The sequence below is a fragment of the Brachyspira alvinipulli ATCC 51933 genome, from assembly GCF_000518245.1.
GTDB lineage: Bacteria > Spirochaetota > Brachyspiria > Brachyspirales > Brachyspiraceae > Brachyspira > Brachyspira alvinipulli.
Genome location: NZ_KI912403.1, coordinates 420,883 through 441,140, shown reverse-complemented (window position 1 = coordinate 441,140; position 20,258 = coordinate 420,883). Strand labels below are relative to the sequence as shown.

17 protein-coding genes are annotated in these 20,258 nt (G+C 27.3%); 12 read left to right on the top strand and 5 right to left on the bottom strand.

Annotation, left to right across the window (positions count from 1 at the left end; translation table 11 throughout):
• Positions 1–53: 53 nt before the first annotated feature.
• The 7 genes from T324_RS0109510 (at position 54) to T324_RS0109480 (ending at position 7,138) form a co-directional block, all read left to right on the top strand.
• Entirely contained in the window at positions 54–668 is a 615-nt protein-coding gene (locus T324_RS0109510) for a hypothetical protein (RefSeq protein ID WP_028330038.1), read from the top strand.
• 12 nt (positions 669–680) lie between these two features.
• On the top strand, positions 681–2,138 hold the full coding sequence (locus tag T324_RS0109505; protein ID WP_028330037.1) for a hypothetical protein: 1,458 nt from the start codon (positions 681–683) through the stop codon (positions 2,136–2,138).
• Positions 2,139–2,179: 41 nt separating this feature from the next.
• Positions 2,180–3,121: a methionyl-tRNA formyltransferase gene (fmt, locus tag T324_RS0109500; RefSeq protein ID WP_028330036.1), complete on the top strand. Its 942-nt coding sequence runs from the start codon at positions 2,180–2,182 to the stop codon at positions 3,119–3,121.
• A gap of 13 nt (positions 3,122–3,134) precedes the next feature.
• Positions 3,135–3,773, top strand: a complete 639-nt coding sequence (locus T324_RS0109495) for a PASTA domain-containing protein (protein ID WP_028330035.1) — start codon at positions 3,135–3,137, stop codon at positions 3,771–3,773.
• A 77-nt stretch (positions 3,774–3,850) separates the two neighbouring features.
• Positions 3,851–4,648, top strand: a complete 798-nt coding sequence (locus tag T324_RS0109490) for a class I SAM-dependent methyltransferase (protein ID WP_038375171.1) — start codon at positions 3,851–3,853, stop codon at positions 4,646–4,648.
• 37 nt (positions 4,649–4,685) lie between these two features.
• Positions 4,686–6,422 carry a flagellar assembly protein A gene (locus tag T324_RS0109485; RefSeq protein WP_028330033.1) on the top strand — a complete coding sequence of 579 codons (1,737 nt, stop codon included), beginning with the start codon at positions 4,686–4,688 and terminating at the stop codon, positions 6,420–6,422.
• A gap of 14 nt (positions 6,423–6,436) precedes the next feature.
• Positions 6,437–7,138, top strand: coding sequence for a flavodoxin family protein (locus T324_RS0109480; RefSeq protein WP_028330032.1), 702 nt, complete (start codon positions 6,437–6,439; stop codon positions 7,136–7,138).
• An 81-nt stretch (positions 7,139–7,219) separates the two neighbouring features.
• Here T324_RS0109480 and T324_RS0109475 read toward each other — a convergent pair whose 3' ends face one another.
• The gene (locus T324_RS0109475) at positions 7,220–8,503 is read right to left on the bottom strand and encodes a galactokinase (RefSeq protein ID WP_028330031.1); all 1,284 of its coding nucleotides are present in this window, start codon (positions 8,501–8,503) and stop codon (positions 7,220–7,222) included.
• Between the two features lie 261 nt (positions 8,504–8,764).
• On the opposite strand from T324_RS0109475, the gene T324_RS0109470 reads away from it, so the two are divergent.
• A complete protein-coding gene (locus T324_RS0109470) occupies positions 8,765–10,618 on the top strand; it encodes a methyl-accepting chemotaxis protein (protein ID WP_028330030.1) in 1,854 nt (617 codons plus the stop codon).
• A gap of 59 nt (positions 10,619–10,677) precedes the next feature.
• Here the strand turns inward: T324_RS0109470 and T324_RS0109465 are convergent, their stop codons facing one another.
• Genes T324_RS0109465 through cls form a run of 3 tightly spaced genes read right to left on the bottom strand, consistent with a single transcriptional unit; the run spans position 10,678 to position 13,962 of the window.
• Entirely contained in the window at positions 10,678–11,466 is a 789-nt protein-coding gene (locus T324_RS0109465; RefSeq protein ID WP_028330029.1) for a carbon-nitrogen hydrolase family protein, read from the bottom strand.
• Positions 11,456–12,406 carry a hypothetical protein gene (locus T324_RS0109460; RefSeq protein WP_028330028.1) on the bottom strand — a complete coding sequence of 317 codons (951 nt, stop codon included), beginning with the start codon at positions 12,404–12,406 and terminating at the stop codon, positions 11,456–11,458. Before T324_RS0109460 ends, T324_RS0109465 begins: the two co-directional genes overlap by 11 nt.
• Positions 12,407–12,444: 38 nt before the next feature.
• A complete protein-coding gene (gene cls / locus T324_RS0109455) occupies positions 12,445–13,962 on the bottom strand; it encodes a cardiolipin synthase (RefSeq protein WP_028330027.1) in 1,518 nt (505 codons plus the stop codon).
• Positions 13,963–14,185: 223 nt separating this feature from the next.
• Between cls and T324_RS0109450 the strand changes: the two genes are divergently transcribed.
• The 4 genes from T324_RS0109450 to T324_RS0109435 all read left to right on the top strand — a co-directional run bounded on the left by T324_RS0109450 (position 14,186) and on the right by T324_RS0109435 (position 19,107).
• Positions 14,186–14,746, top strand: a complete 561-nt coding sequence (locus tag T324_RS0109450; protein WP_028330026.1) for a ribosome assembly cofactor RimP — start codon at positions 14,186–14,188, stop codon at positions 14,744–14,746.
• A gap of 46 nt (positions 14,747–14,792) precedes the next feature.
• Positions 14,793–16,271 (top strand): transcription termination factor NusA, encoded by a 1,479-nt coding sequence (nusA, locus tag T324_RS0109445; protein WP_028330025.1) that lies wholly within the window; start codon positions 14,793–14,795, stop codon positions 16,269–16,271.
• Positions 16,272–16,273: 2 nt separating this feature from the next.
• Positions 16,274–17,170 carry a class I SAM-dependent methyltransferase gene (locus tag T324_RS0109440; RefSeq protein ID WP_028330024.1) on the top strand — a complete coding sequence of 299 codons (897 nt, stop codon included), beginning with the start codon at positions 16,274–16,276 and terminating at the stop codon, positions 17,168–17,170.
• Positions 17,171–17,289: 119 nt separating this feature from the next.
• Positions 17,290–19,107 (top strand): methyl-accepting chemotaxis protein, encoded by a 1,818-nt coding sequence (locus T324_RS0109435; protein ID WP_028330023.1) that lies wholly within the window; start codon positions 17,290–17,292, stop codon positions 19,105–19,107.
• 50 nt (positions 19,108–19,157) lie between these two features.
• Here T324_RS0109435 and T324_RS0109430 read toward each other — a convergent pair whose 3' ends face one another.
• Entirely contained in the window at positions 19,158–20,183 is a 1,026-nt protein-coding gene (locus tag T324_RS0109430) for a threonine aldolase family protein (protein WP_028330022.1), read from the bottom strand.
• Positions 20,184–20,258 lie beyond the last annotated feature (75 nt).

The following is a 20,258-nucleotide window of genomic DNA, read 5'->3' as shown; positions in this document are numbered from 1 at the left end:
ATATTTAATTTATACCGTTAATGATAGTAGTATTTTATTTATAAGTTTGTATTATGAAAAAGATAGTTTTAATTATATTTGCAATTATTAGTGTAAATCTTTATCCTAAAATAGGTATGAAAGAATCAACTATAGTAGAAAAAAAAGACTATGGTTACATAGTATATGCTGAGGACTATTACAGACTTTATGCATTACCTTCTTATTATGCTGAGTATGATCTGCTTAGGAATGTAGATTATCTTGAACGTGCTTTAAATGCCCCTTTTGATTTTGTAAATAGGGCTTTAACCATTATAGAAACAGAAGAAGCATATACTAGATATAAAGATTTGATGCATATGCAGTTTAACTATCTTATTACTCAGAATTATATTTATCTTGCCGGACTTTATGATAAAGAAAACTATTATTTTTATAATTCACAATTTGATGAGGATATAAAGAAAAGTTTTGAATATGCTGTATTTTTTTATAATTTAGCTAAGGAAAGATGGGCTATTACTAAAGAACTTGCTGATAAAGTTATGAAAAATAAGGCTAAATTAGAAATGGATAACTTAATTGATAAGGCATATAAAATAGCACTTGGAGAAATTGATTATAATAAAACAGCAGACAGGCAGCTTAAGCATATAGAAGATATTCTACAAGAGATGGAAAAGTAATTGGAGAATACTATGTTTAAATCAATGAATAAATATTATGAGATTAATTTTAATAAGATCGTAGAAATGAGAGAAATGATAATTAAAGAGAATATAGAAATTACATGCGTAAATTCTAACTCTATAAGTATTATCATACCTGGTAATTCAATAGATATTTTAATAGAAGAAAATAATGCTGAAAACAATTTACTTAAAGATGGCAAATTTTATATATCATCTTTTTCTAGTAAGTTTTTTAATTTAAGTAATCCGGAAACTAATACTAATACAATAGTTGATGGCGTAGATGAAAATAAATATGATGAATATGGATATTTTTATCATATTTATAAAAATTGTGTGCCTTTTTATGATAAATTGAAATCAGCTAATGATATACTTTTGAAAAGAATTATTACTGAGAAAGATACTAATAGATTATATGTATTAAAACCTTATTTGGATGAATTAAAACTTGAAGCTAAGGCACCAAAAGTAACTAATGAAATAGCTATTGATATAGAACGTTTATTAACTGGTCTTGGAATGATTGCAAGATTAGATTTCGTAAAACATCTTAAGTATATTAAAAGTTCTAAAAAAAGTAGCTCTGAAAATATTAATCCTGAAACTGGAAATTTAATAATTAATACAATAAGTTCTATAGTTTCATATTTGGAAAAAGAATATCTATTTAGAGATATTTTTGATAACTTGGATATGCTGAATGATTCCAATATATTGAGTCATGGAAATAGAGTATGTATACTTATGATAGAATTCTTATATTATTATAATAAGGCTTTTAATAAGGGATTAAGTAATAAATTAAGACAGGATTATAAAAATATATATTTAGAACAATATAAAAGAATACTTTCGCATTTTAATGTTATTACAACTATAGAAAAATTAGAAAATGTATTTAAATTAGGTATAAGAAAATTTACTTCTTCTGAAATAATAAATTATGCAATAGGAGCATTTTACCATGATACAACTATGCTGAATATGATGTATTTTGTTCCAACAGATGAGTTTATTAAAGATGGGGATTTTAAAGATTTTCATACATCAAAGGCGTATTATTTTCTTAAATATGTAATGAATCAAAAAGATGAATCTTCATTAATTGCCGGATTGCATCATGAATGTTATGGTTATGGTAGTGGCATATTGAAGAATTTTATTAATAAAAAAATCAATGATCCAAAGTATAAAGTTGAATTCTTGATGACATTTGAACCTGATGATATTATTAATGCAGAGGCTTTAGCATACTTCCCTGCTAAAATGTTAGAAATTGTTGATATATATGACAGTTTAACTTTTATGGGTGGAAGCAGAAATGAAGATCCGTCAGAAGTTGTTATGTTTATGAAAGAAAATTTTATAGAAGATAAAATAAAAATAGATCCTATAATATTTAATCTATTTGTACAATTTTTATCTGAAGTTAAAGGAATAGAGTTACAGCTAGAGGATTAAAATATATTTGACTTTTAATGATAAAAATATATAATGTAAGTATGTATAATGTTGTAATAGCAGGTTCTACGGATTTCACATCGGATTGTATCCTACAATTAAAAAATACGGATAATGTTAATTTGTGCGGAGTTATAGCTCCTATTGATACAAAAAAAGACAGAAAGGGGAATATAATTAACTCTCCAACAGTTGAAACAGCATTAGAAAATAATATTAGTCTTTTTCAACCTGAAAGTATAAATAAAGATGAATTTTATAATGTACTTACAGACTTAGCTCCTGATTTTTTAATAGTAGTAGCCTATGGTAAGATTTTAAATAAAAGAACATTAGCACTTCCAAAAATAATGCCTCTTAATATACATGGTTCTCTTTTACCAATATTAAGGGGAGCAAGTCCTGTGGAACATGCATTGCTTTATGGTTTTGATAAAAGCGGCACTACATTGCAGAAAATGGATGCTAAACTTGATGAAGGGGATGTTATACTTCAGCATGAAATATCTATAGATTCTAATTGGCAGTTCAATGATTTATATGATAAAATAAAGGAAAGCGGCGTTTATCTTTTAAAAGAATTTTTTACAGATGTTGATAAATATATATCAAATATGGTTAAGCAGGATGATAGTTTAGCCACTTATTGTACAAAAATAAAGAAAGAAGATGGCAAATTAGATTTTTCAAAGTCGGCATATAGCTTACATAATATGACAAGGGCATTTGTAAGATGGCCTACAGCATATTGCTTTTACAAAGATATGTCCATAAGAGTTTTTAAGAGTGAATATAGAGAAACTTCAGATGGTTGCAGTTCAGATTTTGGAAAGATAATAGATTTTAATAATGAAGGTATATATATTCAAGCTCTTAACGGCATTTATATTATAAAAGAATTGCAAAGAGAAGGTAAGAAAAGACAAACAGTGAAAGAGTTCTTATGTGGTAATAAATTAATAAAAGGTGAATATTTTACTTAAAATTGAGGGTGGTATGGATAAATTAAAAGAAATATTTAAGAAAATTGTATTTTATATCAATAAATTCATAAAAATCATTTTACCTGATGGTATTATAAGTGATCCTAAATCTTTTTTGGTATTCAAAAGATTAATAATTTTTGCTATTTTACTTTTTGTTTTACAAGGCATCATTGTAACTATGATAGTATTTGTAACTGTGAAATCCAATGGGGAATCATTTGTTCTTCCAGATGTTCAGGGAGCAGATGTATTTCAAGCATTCAATACTCTTGAAAAAGAGGGTATGAATTTGAATGTACAAACACATTACTTTGATAATTACCCTTTAGGTACAGTAGTAAGTCAGGAGCCTAAAGGAGGTATTAGAGTAAAAAGAGGAAGGACTGTATATTTAGTTATTAATGTTGCAGAGCAGGCACTTATAAAAATGCCGGATGTTACAGGTATGAAGTATGAAGAGGCAGTAAGTATTATTAGTAACAATATTATTAATAGTATGACAAATGTAACAATACTTCCAAAAGTAGAAGTAAGCGATGATATGTATGAAAATGATGTCGTACTTTCTCAAATACCTTCGCCTGATGATGTTGTGGGCATGAATACAGAAATAATATTAACTGTTAATAATAAACCAGCTCAAGAATAATAAACTATAGGCTTTTTACTATTAAAAAATAAAGAAAATATCTTTTTTTTCCGAATATAATATTGGAGAGTTATACAGTGGGATCAAAATGTGAATTTTGCGGTAGCGACAAATCAGAAGTTTATATAAAAACTGATTTAGTAAGCTACAATAAATGTTTAAATTGCGGGCTTATATATCAATATCCTATATTGAGTCAGGAAGAGATAAATGATATATACAGCGATAATTATTTTGAATATGAAGTAGCTAATCAGGAAAATTTTTTCGGTCTTATGAAATTAGCCTTAAAAGACATAGGATTTGAGAAAATAGAGAGTGAATTGCCTAATAAGAATGTACTTGATATAGGATGTGCTACAGGTATGATGTTAAATTATTTAAAGACTAAAGGTTATAATGCACAAGGTATTGAAATATGCTCATCATCTGCTGAGTATGCTAGAAAAAATTATGGTATAACAGTGCATGAAAAACCTTTGCTTGATGTAGGATTTGAAAGTGATTATTTTTCTTTTATTCATTTCTCACATGTTATAGAACATGTTCCAAATCCTGGAGACACATTAAAAGAGATATATAGAATACTTGCTAGAGGCGGATATTTAGCTATAACAACACCTAATGCAGAAGGAATGTTCGCTAAGAAATATGGGGGTTCTTGGAGAGCTGTAATGCCTCAGCATTTATGGTTATTTTCTAAAAGTACATTATCACAATATATGAAAAATATTGGTTTTAATATAATTAGTGATTTCTCTTGGGGATCTATACCCATAGAAAAGAAACCTAATAAATTTATTAAAGCTTTTTTTGATAAATATGTTAAATTATTTAATAGAGGGGATGTAATGCTATTTTTATGTAAGAAGTAAATAGCTTTAATGTTTGAATTGATTTTAAGGAGAATATATGAATAATGAAAATGGTAAACCAGCTTTATCAATAGATGCTAGTAATTACGAATTCTTATTTGATAATACTGTAAATACAAGAGAGATATATGATCAAATAGTTGATGTTGATAGTAATGATCAAAATTTATATGATGAATTACTAAGAAATTATGTTTATCCTGGTGATACCGTATTAAAATCAATTTCTAAACGTGAAGGTATTAAAGCTGGTAAAAATGTAAAATTTGATAAAATGACTGGTTCATATAAAAGTACAGTTAATGGATATGTATTTTATGATGAATTAAAATCTGTTTCCATAATACCAGTTATTAATGTTGCAGATAAGTGGCGTGGTGTAATGGTACTTCCTCCTCAAAAAATTCTGAAAAAACAATTAACTATAGAAGATATACAATCATTAATAGCAGGTATTCCTATTAAATTAATGGTAAATTATGATAAAGTAGCTGAACTTGTAGAGCATAATTTGAAATACAATGAAGGAGTTATGTGCGTATTTGTAGAAGGAAGAAAACCAATAGACGGCAATGTTCAAAAAATTATATTGGACTATGATTTTACTATAGATACAGGAAAGGAATCTGAATCTGGTTCTATAGATTTTAAAGAGAGAGGATTTATACATAATATAGAGTCAGGTATACAAATAGCACATTTTATGGAGGCAAAACCTGCTATTGATGGGCTTGACATATATGATACTGTTATGGAAGCTCATTATGATGAAGATCCTTGTTATAAATTGGGAAAAAATGTTACAGTTGATTCTGATGGTATCGTTATAAGAAGCGGTATTAGAGGAATATTAACTAATCATAATAATACTTTATCTGTAAGTACAGTTGCTGAAATAGATAAAGTTGACTTATCTACAGGAAATATAGAAGTTAATGGTTCTCTTATTATTAAGGATAATGTAGCACCTGGATTTATTATAAAGACAGAAGGTGATATACTTGTACGCGGTAATATAGAGGATGCTCAAATTGAATGTGCAGGTAATTTGATAGTGTCAGGAGGGATAATAGGAGGTCCTAACAGCACTATACATGTTAATGGTAAAATATATTCTTCATTTATTAGAAATGCTACTATAATATGTAAGGGTGACCTTTTATCAAATCAGCTTGTTAATGCTGAAATAGCATGTAATGATAGAGTAATTGTTTTAGAGGGTAAAGGTGTTATAATAGGCGGAAATATTAAGGCTTTAAATGGCGTATGGGCTAAAAGTATAGGTTCTATGAGTGAATCAAAAACTACAATCACTGTTGGAAGAGATGCTGAAGCTGACGCTGAATTTAAGAATATTGTTGCAACTGTTAAAACAAATAGAGAAGAAATCAGCAAGATTAAATCGCTTTTAGGTACTGAATATTTTAAAAACCCTAAAGCATTTATAGAAAGAATACCTCCAAATAAAAGAGAAGGTATTAAAGATATATTAAAGAGAATTACAAATCTTGTTAAAGAAACATCTCAGTTAGAGGCTAGAAGAGATGAAATGAGTGCTGAGTTTGAAAAATTATCTCATAGCAGCATTACTTCAATGGAAGGCTTTTTCCCAGGTGTTACTATTTATATTTCAAGTGTTAGAAAATATATATCTAAAAAGATTTCAGGTACGGAATACTTTTTCTCTAAAGAATTAAGAGATATATCTGAGAAAGCGCCTAAACTTCTTCCTATAGAAGAATATGACTTTCCAAGAGATATAAAAGCGGATTAATAGACAAAATCTATATGAAAATAACTGTTATACATGGGCAGAATCATAAAGGATCCACCTATCATATAGCTAAAATGCTGTACGATAAATTAGATGGAGAAATAAAAGAATTTTTTTTACCTAGAGATTTTAATTCTTTTTGTGTAGGATGTAATAACTGTTTTATCAAATCTGAGACTTTGTGTCCTCATTATAAAACTCTTAATCCTATTACAGAAGCTATGGATAATTCTGATATTATCATATTGACAAGTCCTGTATATGTTTATCATGCAACTGGAGCTATGAAAGCTTTTTTAGATCATTACGGATATAGATGGATAGTTCATAGACCTAATGAATCTATGTTCAGAAAGCAGGTTGTATGCATTTCTACTGCTGCAGGAGGCGGTATGAAAAGCACTAATAAAGATATGGCGGACAGTGCTTTCTTTTGGGGAGCAGCAAAAATATATAAATATGGATTTGCAGTTAGAGAAGTTACTTGGGATAATGTAAAATATGATATAAAAGAATCTATTTCTAAAAAAATGGCTTTGGCAGCAATAAAGATAAAAAGAGAATATGGTAAAGTAAAACCATCTATAAAAACAAGAATATTTTTTAAGGTAATAAAATCACTTCATAAAAAGAAAAACTTTACGGAAAACGATTTTAACTATTGGAATGAAAGGGGATGGCTTAATAGTACAGTCCCTTGGAAAAGTAATAATTAAGTTTGAGTTAAAAATTAATTATATAAAAAGACAAGACTAATATTTCAGTCTTGTCTTTTATTTTATGTATTATTTTTCATATTATATTTCACAAACTGGAGATTGTCTTACTCTTATTTTTGCGGCACTTCCTTCACCAAATATTGAGTCCATATATTTTTTGTATTCTTCAGCTCTATTTATAGGTATTAAAGCCTGAATAGTTCCTGCAAATCCTCCTCCATGAACGCGGCATGCTCCATCATCTTTTAAGAAATCTTTTGTTAAAGCAATAGCCAATGCTACACCCATATTTTTTGAACTTGTAACAGAATAACAGTTTTGTAAATACATAAAGCTTGAAAGTCCTGATTCATTCATAAGTTTTATGTATGTTTTTATGTCATTATTTTTTAATGCATTTATTTGATTAATTACTCTTTCATTTTCTTCTAAAAAGTGATATGCCCTCATTATTGCTCTGTCTCCTATTTCCGATCTTAATTTTGAGGCATTATCTATTAATTCTTGTTTATTTATTTCTCTGCATACCTTTTTACCGAAATAATTTGCAACAGCATTCATCTCTTCTCTTATTGCAGCATATTCATTTGTAAGTCCGCTGTGATCACCTTTAGCATCTACTATCATAAGAGCATATCCTTCTTTTTCAAAATCATATTCCACTTTTTCTATTATAGGGTTGTCATTGTCTTTGAAATCTATAGACATTATACCGCCAACAGAACAACCCATTTGATCCATAAGTCCGCAAGGCTTTCCAAAATAAACATTTTCAGCATATTGTCCAATTTTTGCTATGTCAATTTTACTTATTTTATCATCATTATATAAAGCATTTTGTATTTCGCCTATTAATGATTCAAAACTTGCAGAACTGCTTAGTCCGCTTCCAATAAGTACTTTATTGTTTAATGATATTGTACATCCGCCTGTATTATATCCTTTATTTTTTATTCCTGCACATACTCCTCTGCTTAAAGCATTAGATTTACCATATTCATCTTTATCTATATCTAAATTATTCACATCTATTACATCCGGATTGTTAGAGTAATCTGTATAAACTACTATTTTATTATCATTTCTTTTTGAAACAACTGCTAATTTGTCTAAATTTATTGAAGCGGTTAATACGCATCCGTTATTGTGATCTGTATGATTTCCTGATAATTCTGTTCTTCCAGAGGCACTAAATAAATATATCTCATCGTTTTTATCTATATTTTCAAAGTGTTTTATTGTGTTATTTAATCTGTCGTATGCTTCTAATATGCTGTCTTTATCTCCTCCGTATATTGAAGAAAATTTTTCATCCATATTTTTTTCTTTTATTAGTTCTTTTAATTGACTTATATTGTACATACTAACCCTCAATTTATATATAATAATTATATTAATTATGATATATAATTATATAAAATTTGTCAAAGATAAAATTCTAAATATTTTTGTATAAATTTTATTTACATAACATCTTTATATTTACTTAAAATTTACTAATTATGTAAAAAAATAGATATTTTTTATCGTTTTTAGTAAAAAATATTTACATTACTATAGACTTTTTTGATTTTTTGTAATATAATATTATTATAATAATTGAGCTTTATATAGGGGTTATTTATGAAATTTATACAAACTTTGAAATTTAAAATGCCTTTTACTATCATATCTTCTGTAGCCTTAATGCTTTTTGTACTTATGATAGTAATAATATCCGCTTCTGCAATATTTATGGAAAGAACTGCTATAAGCGGATTTATGGAAACTGCTGATGGATATAGAGATTTAGTTTCTATATGGATTGAAGATCAGGCAGATTTAACTTCTGTTATATCAAAAGAATCTGAATTTTTAGATTATTTTGAAAATCCAAATCAGGATACTTTATCTATAGCAAATGGTGAATTTAATGAGCTTTTAAAAGAATTGGAATCCCATTTTTCAGCTTTTGCTTTAATAGATCTAAATGGAAAAGTAGTTCTAGATACAGCTTCCAATGAACATTTAAATACTGTAACTCAGAAAACTATATGGAAAGAGCTTCAGGATCATAATTATAAATATGCCATTGAGGATGAGATTTATTTATCATCAGTTACAGGAAATTATGTTATAGGAGTTTTAGCAGGAGTATTCGATACTAATTCAAGACCTGCAGGAGTTTTATATGCTGAATTAAGATGGGATTCTTTTGTTCAAAAATATTTTTCTGAAATAACTATAGGAAAAACAGGCAATATATATATAGTTAATGAAGATGGAAGAAGAGTAGCACATAAAGAAGTTGCAAAAGTTAATACCATATCTATAGGTTCTAAAAATGCTTTATCTGCAGCAGCTTCACAAAGAAAAGGTGCTTTGCATTATGAAGATGAAGGTAAAAAAATAATGGCTTTCTCAAGACTTGAAAATATAGATTGGATAATGTGTGTTACTATGCTTGACAGCGAGTTCTTTGCTAATAAAAATACTTTAATAAAAATAACTATAGTGTTAAGTATATTACTTCTTATTATTACATCATTTATAGTGATTGCATATGTTAATAAACATATATCAAGAGTTTTATCAAGAATAGCAAATGATTTGAATAGACTTGGAAACGGAGATTTAACTGTATCAGCACCTAGTAAATTTTTGACTAATAAATATAAAAATCATGAGTTTGGAATAATAGCTAATGGATTTAATAATACTATAGAAAAATTAAAACTTATAGTAAGTAATATAATAGACTCTTCTAATAATATAGAATTAACATCTAAAGAGTTAGCAAGCGGAAATAATGATTTAGCTTTAAGAACTAAGTCACAGTCATCATCATTAGAGGAAACAGCTAGTTCTATGGAGCAAATGGCATCTACTATAAAGAATTCTGCTGAAAAATCTGTTATAGGAAATAATATGATGAATGATTCAAAAAAATCTGTAGAGGAGGCAGGAATTATAATAGACAGCACTACAAAAAGTATGGAAGCTGTTTATGAGGCAAGTAGAAAAATAACTAATATAACAAAATTGATAGAAGATATTGCTTTTCAAACTAATATATTAGCATTGAATGCATCAGTTGAAGCAGCACGTGCTGGAGAGCAGGGCAGAGGTTTCTCCGTTGTAGCGTCTGAGGTTAGAACTTTGGCACAGAATACACAAACTTCTGTTAAAGATATTACTTCTTTAATAGCAGATTCTGATGAGAAAATAAGAGTGGCAACAGAAGCAGCAAGAAAATCCCAAGAGATATTTACAGATATTAAAGATAAAATAGAAAATACAGCTAACATAATGAAAGATATCTCTACAAAAGCAGTGGAACAACAGAGCGGAGTTGATCAGGTTAATCAGGCTGTATTAAAAATGGATGCAAGTACTCAAGAAAATGCTAGTTTAGTAGAGCAGTCAAAAGAGGCTAGTATAACATTAAGCAGTGAAGCACAAAAATTAATAGATGTTGTAAGTTATTTCAAATTATAATAGAAAAGTTTTTTAAATAATGAGCTTGAGATTTTATAATCAGGCTCATTATTTTTTATTTAAATTGTATAGTGTCGTTTAATTTCTTCTATAAAATCAGAACATATTATATTTTGTTTTTTTGATTTTATTTCTATTTCTTCTGTTATCATTTTATTTGAATTTGATTTTTCATCTATATTTGTAAGATAATTACCTTTTTCATCGCATATAAAACTTTTACCTATGAAATATGCTTCTATAATAGAATTTTTTTCTATGCCTATACGATTGCATAATACTAGAGGAGTTAAATTTTCTATGGCTCTTATTCTAGCTATTTCAAAAGTAGTATTTGAACCAAAATTAGCAAGTACGCATATTAAATTGCTTCCATTTAATATTTGCTTTCTTGATATTTCATTGAACCATAAATCAAAGCATATTTGTACTGATATATTAACACCATTTATATTGAAAATTAAATCAGCGTTATTTATATCTCCAGAGTCAAAGAATTTCTTTTCAAAATCGGATAAATGTATTTTTCTGTATACGCCTTTTATACTTCCTTTTTCTATTATTACTGCAGAATTATAAATTTTATCCTCAAACTTTTCTGCAAATCCTGCAATTATAGAAGTATCATATTTTTTTGACATTTCAGATAGGCTATTTACAAATATGCCATTTTCTATTTTTTCAGCTGTCTTTTTTAATTCATCTCTACTTTCAAAGAGATATCCGCTAGAAGATAATTCAGGCAATACTAGAAGATCTGTATTTTCTTTAGTTAAAGCTTCTTTTATTATTTCAATATTTGTATATTTATCTTTTTGCACATCAAATTGAAATGCACTAATTTTCATTCGGATCTTTGTATCCTTTTTCATCAAGTTCTTTTCTTATTCTTTTGTCTATACTTTTATCATCAGTTATTACAGATACAAATTTTAATCTAGGCATAGTTTCTTTAGATAGCATATTTACATCAAAGCACTTTATATTTTCTAGAATTAATGTTCTTATTCTAGGATGATTTAATATAGAATCTATATTTTCAAGGCTTCTTAAATTTCTTAATGTAAGATTTTTTAAATCTTCCAACTCATTTAAATCAGGAATTTCTTTAAGTGTTTGTATATTATTTAATTCTAATTTTTTTAATGTTTTCATTGATGATAGAAAATTGAATGATCTTATGTTTTTACCCTTTTCTATATAAAGTTCTTCAAGTTCAGGAAGTTTTTTAGGCATTTCTTCTTCATGCGACATTCCAGAAAGTATAGCCAATTTTTTTATATTGGGATTTTTATCAAAAGATTCCATTCTAAAAGTTCCTGCACCTAATTCTTTAATAGTAGGTCTTGCAGCTAAATAAACATCTTGTCTTAATGTAAGCCCATTTTCTATATATACACTTTCTAAATTTTCTATATTATCAAGCGGTTTTAATTCCATATCTTTAGGTAAATCGCCATATAAATGCAGACTTTTTAAATTAATTAATCTAGCAAAGATATCAACGCTTTTTAATGGGAACTTTAATGAAGCATGATATATAAGATTTTTTATATCAGGCAAAGCTATTAATAAGTCATTACCCATTATACTATTTTTGTTATTTTCATCTTTATCAGAAGATATATTTAAAAAGAAATCTTCTCTGTTTCTCAATATTTCATTAAGTGTTGAAATATTTTCTTTAGATATACCTGACTCATCTACAAATAGTATATAGCTTTTTTCAGAAAGAAGTAAATCAAAAATGGATTGATTGTCTAGTGAAGATATTTTTATTTTTTCCATATTATTTATTATATATTATTAGTATTTTTTATAGCTAATTATAAAACAGGTGCGATTATTCTGCAAGCAGAATTTCTGAGTCTTATCAGTTTAGGCTGCTTTGCATACTCTTCAGATGTAATTTTATGCGAATTTAAAACATCTTTTTTAAATATATCCTCGAATTTTTTAGCTATATCAACATCATATATAACCGCATTCATTTCATAATGTAAATAAAAACTTCTTATATCCATATTACAAGTGCCGCATGATACTATTCTTCCGTCTATAGTACAGAATTTGCTATGCAAAAAACCTTTTTCATAAAGATAAATATTTACACCAGCTTTAAGTAAAGTTTCAAAATATGTTTGTGCCACCCACCATGCCACTCTTTTATCAGGTTTTCCTGTTATCATTAAATTAACATTAACTTCAGATAAAGCAGCATTTTCTAATGTATGCAAAAAACCTTCATCTGGTACAAAGTAAGGACTTTCTATATAAATACTTTCTTTTGCTTCTTCTATCATCTTTGAATACACTTTTTGTATGCTGTCCCATTTTGAATCTGCACCTGATGTTATAATTTGAACAGGTAAAAATTTATCCGTAGTTGATTGAGGAAATAAATCTTTTCTAATAATGGATATTTTTTCTTCGTTTAGATTTTCATTAGCATATTTTATTCTTCTTCTTTTTTTCTCTTTTATATTGAATACTTCTAAATCTCTTCCTCCGGCATTATACCAATCGCATACAAAAACATTTTGTATAAGGTTGCATGCATCTCCTACTATTCTCATATGAACATCTTTCCATGAATCAAATCGTTTTCCTCCATCTATGTATTCCTGACCTAGATTCATTCCTCCCATATATGATACTATTCCATCTACTACGACTATTTTTCTATGGTTTCTATAATTTACAAATCTAGTCCATAATATAGAAAAAGGATCATGATAATATAAAAACTTTATTCCGTTTTTCTTTAATTCATTCCTATATTTTTTATTTATTCTCATCAAAGAACCTACGCCATCAAATATTAATCTAATCTCAACACCTTGATTTGCTTTTTTTATAAGAACATCTTTAATTCTTTCGCCAAGTTCATCGCTTCTCCATATAAAATATTCCATGTGTATAGTTTTTTCTGCTAATTTTAAATCCTGAATTATAGCATCAAAAAGTTCTTCGCCTTCATCAAATACATAAACTTCATTTTGTACTGTAATTGGAGAGTATCCGCTTTTTATTGCAAGTTTTACTAAATTAATATGCTTTCCATAATGTCCCTGCATATTGTCAAGTATTTTTATTTGTTCCTGAAGCAAAGATGAGAAATATTGTTTTATCATATCTTCCGGTAATTTAGCAGAAATTTTCTTTTTAGATTTTTTCCAATTCATTCCTAGAAATATATAAAATACAACTCCTACATAAGGAAGAAATACTAATACAGTGAGCCAAGCTATGAATGAATAGGGCGGTCTGTTTTCAAGAAGCATTTTTATTGCTATTGATACCACATATAAGAAAAATATTATTGTTAATATATAAAATATCATTTTTATTCCAAATTTGAATTATAATACTTTTAAATACTATATAAAAAAATTATAAATGTCAAGAAAAATTGTATTATATGTAATGATAAATTTTAATTAAATACTTGACAAAAATTATTAGTAGGGTACAATAATATTACTTCCGAAAATATTTGTAATGAAGGGCGTTGGTTTTCTTTCCCAGAAAGAAACCGACACTCTTTTTTTATTTGTGGGAAATACAATGAATAAAGATAGAAGACCTCAGAAACAAAAAGAATACGGCAGAGAGCCAAAGAAAAAGAAATTGAAAAAGGAAAAAACTAAAAAAGCAGATACAAATATAATAGATGAAGTATTATTATTTAATTGTATAAATAATAAATTAGAAAATAACAATATATATTTATTGGATTTAAAAGTAAGATGTATTTCTGATAATAAAAAAGTTTATGCAGTTATTTATAAAAAGAAAGAAAGTGTATCTCATACCCATTGTATAGAAACTACAAGATTAATTCAGGAAGCTATTAAATCAAATGGATATGATGAGGGAGATTACACTATTACAGTTTCTTCTGCTGGGTTTAGGTGGAAGTTTAATGATAGGTATGAATTATTTGAAGATATGCCTATAAAAATTAAATATAGAGATGGTGAAAGTTTTAATACAGCTTATGCTATTTTAAAAGAAGCTAAGGATGATTATATTATTGTCAGTATAACTGATGAAGAGAATATTGTTAATGAAAAAGATATAAAAATACTAAAAAGTGATATTATAAAAGCAAGATTAAATTGTTAATATTTTTAACAATAAAAATATATAAATAAAGAATTGGAGATAATAAATGTTTGAAAACGTTGGAACTTATTTACAGCAGCTTTCTGAAGAGAAAGATATTAGTATAGAGCTTTTAAAAGAAGTGATAGAATCTACTATGGTATTGGCACTAAAAAAGAAATATGGTAATGATATAAATTTCCATATACATTTTGATAGCAAGAATAATCCTACTGTATATAAGGGTGCTAACGTTGTGGAAGAAGTTAGAGATGATAAAAAAGAAATATCATTGGAAGATGCCAAAAAATTAGACCAAGATATTAATTTAGGCGATGAGGTTTTAATACTTGTTGATCAAGTTGAAGCATTCGGAAGAATAGAAAGTATGGTTGCTAAGACTACGTTCTTTCAAAAAATTTCTGAGCTTGAAAAAAATATTATTTTCAATGAATTTAAAAGAAGAGAGAATCAGCTTGTAAATGGATATTTCCAAAGAGAAAATAGAGGCAATATTTATGTAAATTTAGGTAAAACAGAAGGTTTGCTTCTAAAAAAAGATCAATCTCCAAAAGAACATTATACAGCAGGCGATAGAATAAGAGCCTATATTTACAAAGTAGAAAATGATAAATCAGGTCATCCTACTATATTCTTGACTAGAACAAAAGGTGATTTTATTAAAAAACTTTTTGAATTAGAAATACCGGAAATAGCAGATGGTACAGTAGAAATAAAAAATATAGTAAGACAGCCAGGATTAAAAATAAAAATAGCTGTTGTGTCTAACAAGCCGGAAGTTGATCCTATAGGAGCATGTATTGGACAGAAAGGAATACGTATACAATCTATAATAAAAGAGATAGAAGGCGAAAAAATAGATGTTGTTAAATGGTCTAAAGATATTAGAGAGTATATTGCCGAGGCTATAACTCCTGCTAAGCCTATTAGAATTATCATTACAGATCCTGAAAAGAAAGATGCTATGATTATAATACCAGATGAGCAGCTTTCTCTTGCACTTGGTAAAAGCGGATTTAATGTAAAACTTGCTTCTCAGCTTACAGGATATCATTTTGACATAAAAACTGAAAGTGATATTAAAGAGAATCCAGAATTGCTTAAAGATATTGTTCCTCTTAATCAAATATTCTCAGATACTACAGAAAGCACAGAGGAAAGCAGCAGCGATGAAACAGTTGAAATTGCTGAGTTAGAAAGTAATTTGTATTCACTTCAAGGTGTTGATGAATCTATTATTAAAATACTTATAGAGAATAATATCAATTCAATAGAGGAATTGTATAATATGTCTGCTGAGGAGATAATAGAAAAAACAGGTATAGATAAGAGTATAGTTGATAATTTAATGCTTATAATGAAAGATGTTGTTGAAATAGTTGAAGCAGGCGAAGATGAATATGAAACTACTTCTGAAGAGGTTGTAGAAGAAATAGAAGTTTATGAGTGCCCTAACTGCGGATCTAGCATTACAGAAGATATGACTAAATGTCCTAAGTGTGGTATTGAGCTTACTTTTGAATAATTATGGTATGTAATATTTGCGGCAGTGATAAGTATACTAAAATCGGATATATAAAAAATGTATGGCAGAATGATAAAGAGGTTTATCAATGCTGTAATTGTGCCTTATATTTTATAGAACCTCCAACTGATGAAGAGATATATTTATTATATAAAAATGAATATCATAATAATATAAAAAATAAATTATTTGAGACAGCTAAAAGCAAAATGCGTTATGCTAGAAGTTTGTCTCAATTTAATTTTATAAAAGATTATATTGATATTAAAAATAAAAAAATATGTGAGATAGGTGCTTTTGATGGTTTGCTTTTAAATATATTTAAAAATAACGGCTGTAATGTATTCGGATATGAGCTTAATGACAATGCCAGAGTTTATGCTAAAAATAAATATAATATAGATTTGAAAGCAAATTTCTTAGAAAGCAATGAAAAATATGATATTATAATACTTTCCCATGTTATAGAGCATTTTAAAGATCCTAAAGATATATTATTAAAAATAAAAAGCATGCTTAATAAAGATGGATATATTTATATAGAAGTTCCAAATTCTCCAATGCCTAATCAATGCAGTTATGAAATGCTTATGAGGTATCTTAATACAGAACATACTGTAAATTTTAATATGGATAATATAAAAATGTTTGTAACCTCAAATGATTTGGATATAATAGCATGTAAATATAGTAATTATCGTGTTTCAAAGACTAATGAAAAACTTAGAGCTAACATTTTAGAGGGAAGTCTTCCTAATATATCTAATCTATTTTCATTTTTTATGTTTGCTTTTAATGTGTTAATATTAACAAATAGAGTTTTTATTAGTTATGATGATAACAACAATATATGGTCTTATGGTGAAAATGTACGAGTAATAATTAAAAATAAACCATAAATTATATTTTTAATTGATTATTTTTATTAAAATATATAATATTATTTTGACTTTATTATCATAATTGTATATATTTAAAATATATTCATTTTTATTAAATTTCTATAAAGGTTATTCCCGTGAAAAACAAATTAATGTTTAAATTTTTATCTCCATTTGTAATTTTTTTATTTGTATTATTTGTTGTTATTTATATTGTATATAGACCTTTATATAAGACAAGATTTTTACATGAAAAGTATCTTGCTTCATTAGAGGTAAAAACAAAAGCAGAAAGTTATGTAGAAGAATTAAAAAATACAGTATATGTTGTAGAGGCATATTTAAAATCTAGTCCTAATTTAATTGAATTTGGTAATTTTATAACTAATGTTCAAAAATTAAATGAAGGATATTTAAATGTATATTTTGGAGATACTGTTCCATATCCTAATGGAGGAACATTTATCAATACTTTAGAAGTTTATCCTTTAACTTATGATCAAACATCTAGGGACTGGTATAAGGATTCTGTTGCCACTAATGATATAATGATAAGCGATCCCTATATAGATTTTGCAGTTAATAAACTTACTATAACATTTGCAAAAGCAGTGTATACAAATGGTTTTTTAAAAGGAGTTTTTTCTATAGACTTTGCTAATATTAATAGTATTAGTGATGGATTAAAGAAAAATTTTTATGAAGAAATTTATATAGTATCTGATAATGGAGTATTTATGACCCATGATAATGCAGACTATATATTAAATGAAACTAATAATTTATTTACATATCCTATATTTTCCGGATTTAATAATAATTTAGTTTCCCATATTGGAGATTTGGATATAATAAAAAATGAATGGTATTCTATTCAAAAAACTGATAATGCTCCTTGGCTTTTGGTATTTAAAGGAAGTGCTGAGCCTTTTTACTCTCAATTTAGATTTTTAATGATAAGTTTATTTTTATGTATTCTTATACTTATTGTTTTAGAGGCTTTGCTTGTTGCTAGAATAGTTATATCTTTATCTAATAATGTATATCAAGCAATTACTATAATGACACTTATGCAAGACGGCAGATTTGATAGTCAATTTGAAGAAAAAGACTTAAAAAGAAAAGATATTTATGGAATGCTTGCTAATTCTATTAATGATATGCAGCATATAATGTATAATATAGTTTCTGAATTAAAAGAGAATATATCTCTTATCAATAATTCCTCTCAGAAAATATCCAAAGGAATTGACAATTTATCAGATAGAACTTCATCTCAGGCAGCAGCTGTTGAACAGATTACAAGTTCTATAGAGAATTTGTTTTCTACTATTTCAAATACATCTAAAAACTCTTATGATGCTAAGAATATGAGTGCTAAAGTTGCGGAGTCTACACAAAATGGTGTTTCTGCTGTTAATGAAATATCAAATAATATGAATGAAATTTCTGAATCAAGCAAAGAGATATCAAATATTACAAAATTGATACAGTCTATAGCATTTCAAACTAATATATTAGCACTTAATGCTGCAGTAGAGGCGGCACGTGCAGGAGAGCAGGGCAGAGGATTTGCAGTTGTTGCTTCTGAAATTAGATCTTTAGCTCAGAATGTTAATGATGCTGCTGGAAACATAACAAATATTATAGAAAAAACCGTATCTAAAATAGAAATAGGAGATGAATCTGTTAAACGTTCTTTAGATATACTTTTGGAAATAGAGAATTCTGCTAGGGATGTTTCTAATATATTGGTAGACATATATGAATCTGCATCTTCTGAAGAAGAAAGTGTAAAACAAATAAATACTGCCATGAATGAATTAAATGTAATTACTCAGGAAAATGCTGAGTTGGTTAATAATAGTTCTTATCTTGGAAAAGAAGTTGTAGATGGAACTACTAATCTTTATTCTGAACTAGAGTATTTTAAATTAGATAAAAAGTTTAAGTAAAATTGAAATATAAAAGGAGCTATTTGAATAGCTCCTTTTATATTTTAAAATTATAGTTTTAAATTTTTTATTATTTCGCATGCTTCATCTACTTCTTTCATACTTATATCTCTATGCGTAACAAATCTTACTTTATACTCTCCAAATGAACTAGCTCTTACTCCAAGTTTTTCCAATTTTTCTATAATATATTCTGAAGTTTTTTCTGTATCTGCTATAACTATATTTGTTTCTACATGTTCTAAATCAAGAGTTCCAATTCCTGCTTCTACTACAGTTTTTGCTATTTTTTTGGCTTTTATATGATCTTCTTCCAAAGCATCAATATTATGCTCTAAAGCGTATATACCAGCAGCAGCCATTAAGCCTATTTGTCTCATTCCTCCACCGATTAATTTTCTTATAATTACTGCTTCTTCTATAAATTCTTTTGTTCCGCATAGCATAGCTCCCATAGGTGCTCCTAAACCTTTAGATAAACAAAAAGTTAATGAATCTGTATTTGAAGCTATTTCTTTTACACTTGTTTTTGAAGCTATAGAAGCATTAAATACTCTTGCACCATCCATATGTAAATGAACATTCTTTGATTTTGTGAAACCATATAATTCTCTTAAAACTTCTATAGGATAAACTGAACCTCCATGTCTGTTATGACTGTTTTCTACTTCTACAACATTTATAGGTGATACATAATATGGCTGATGTCCAGCAAAATATTTTTCTACTATACTTTTAGTTAATATACCTCTTTCCGCTTTTGTAGTTACTGTCATTATACCAGCAAGAGAAGATGCCCCTCCTAATTCATAATGCATAATATGTGATTCTTCTTCCAAAAGCATTTGCTTTGTTATAGAGCTTAATATTAAAAGAGGTATTAAGTTTCCCATAGTTCCGCTTGAAACAAATATTGCTTTTTCTTTTCCAGTAATCTCTGCGGACATTTCTTGAAGTTTATTAACAGTAGGGTCTTCCATATAAACATCATCTCCGCATTCTGCTTCATATATAGCTTTACGCATTTCATCACTTGGTTTTGTAATAGTGTCGGTTCTTAAATCATATATTTTCATCTTTTTATTACTCCAATTTTTAAAATAATGAGATTTTTTATCACAATTATAATACATTTTATATAAATTACAACA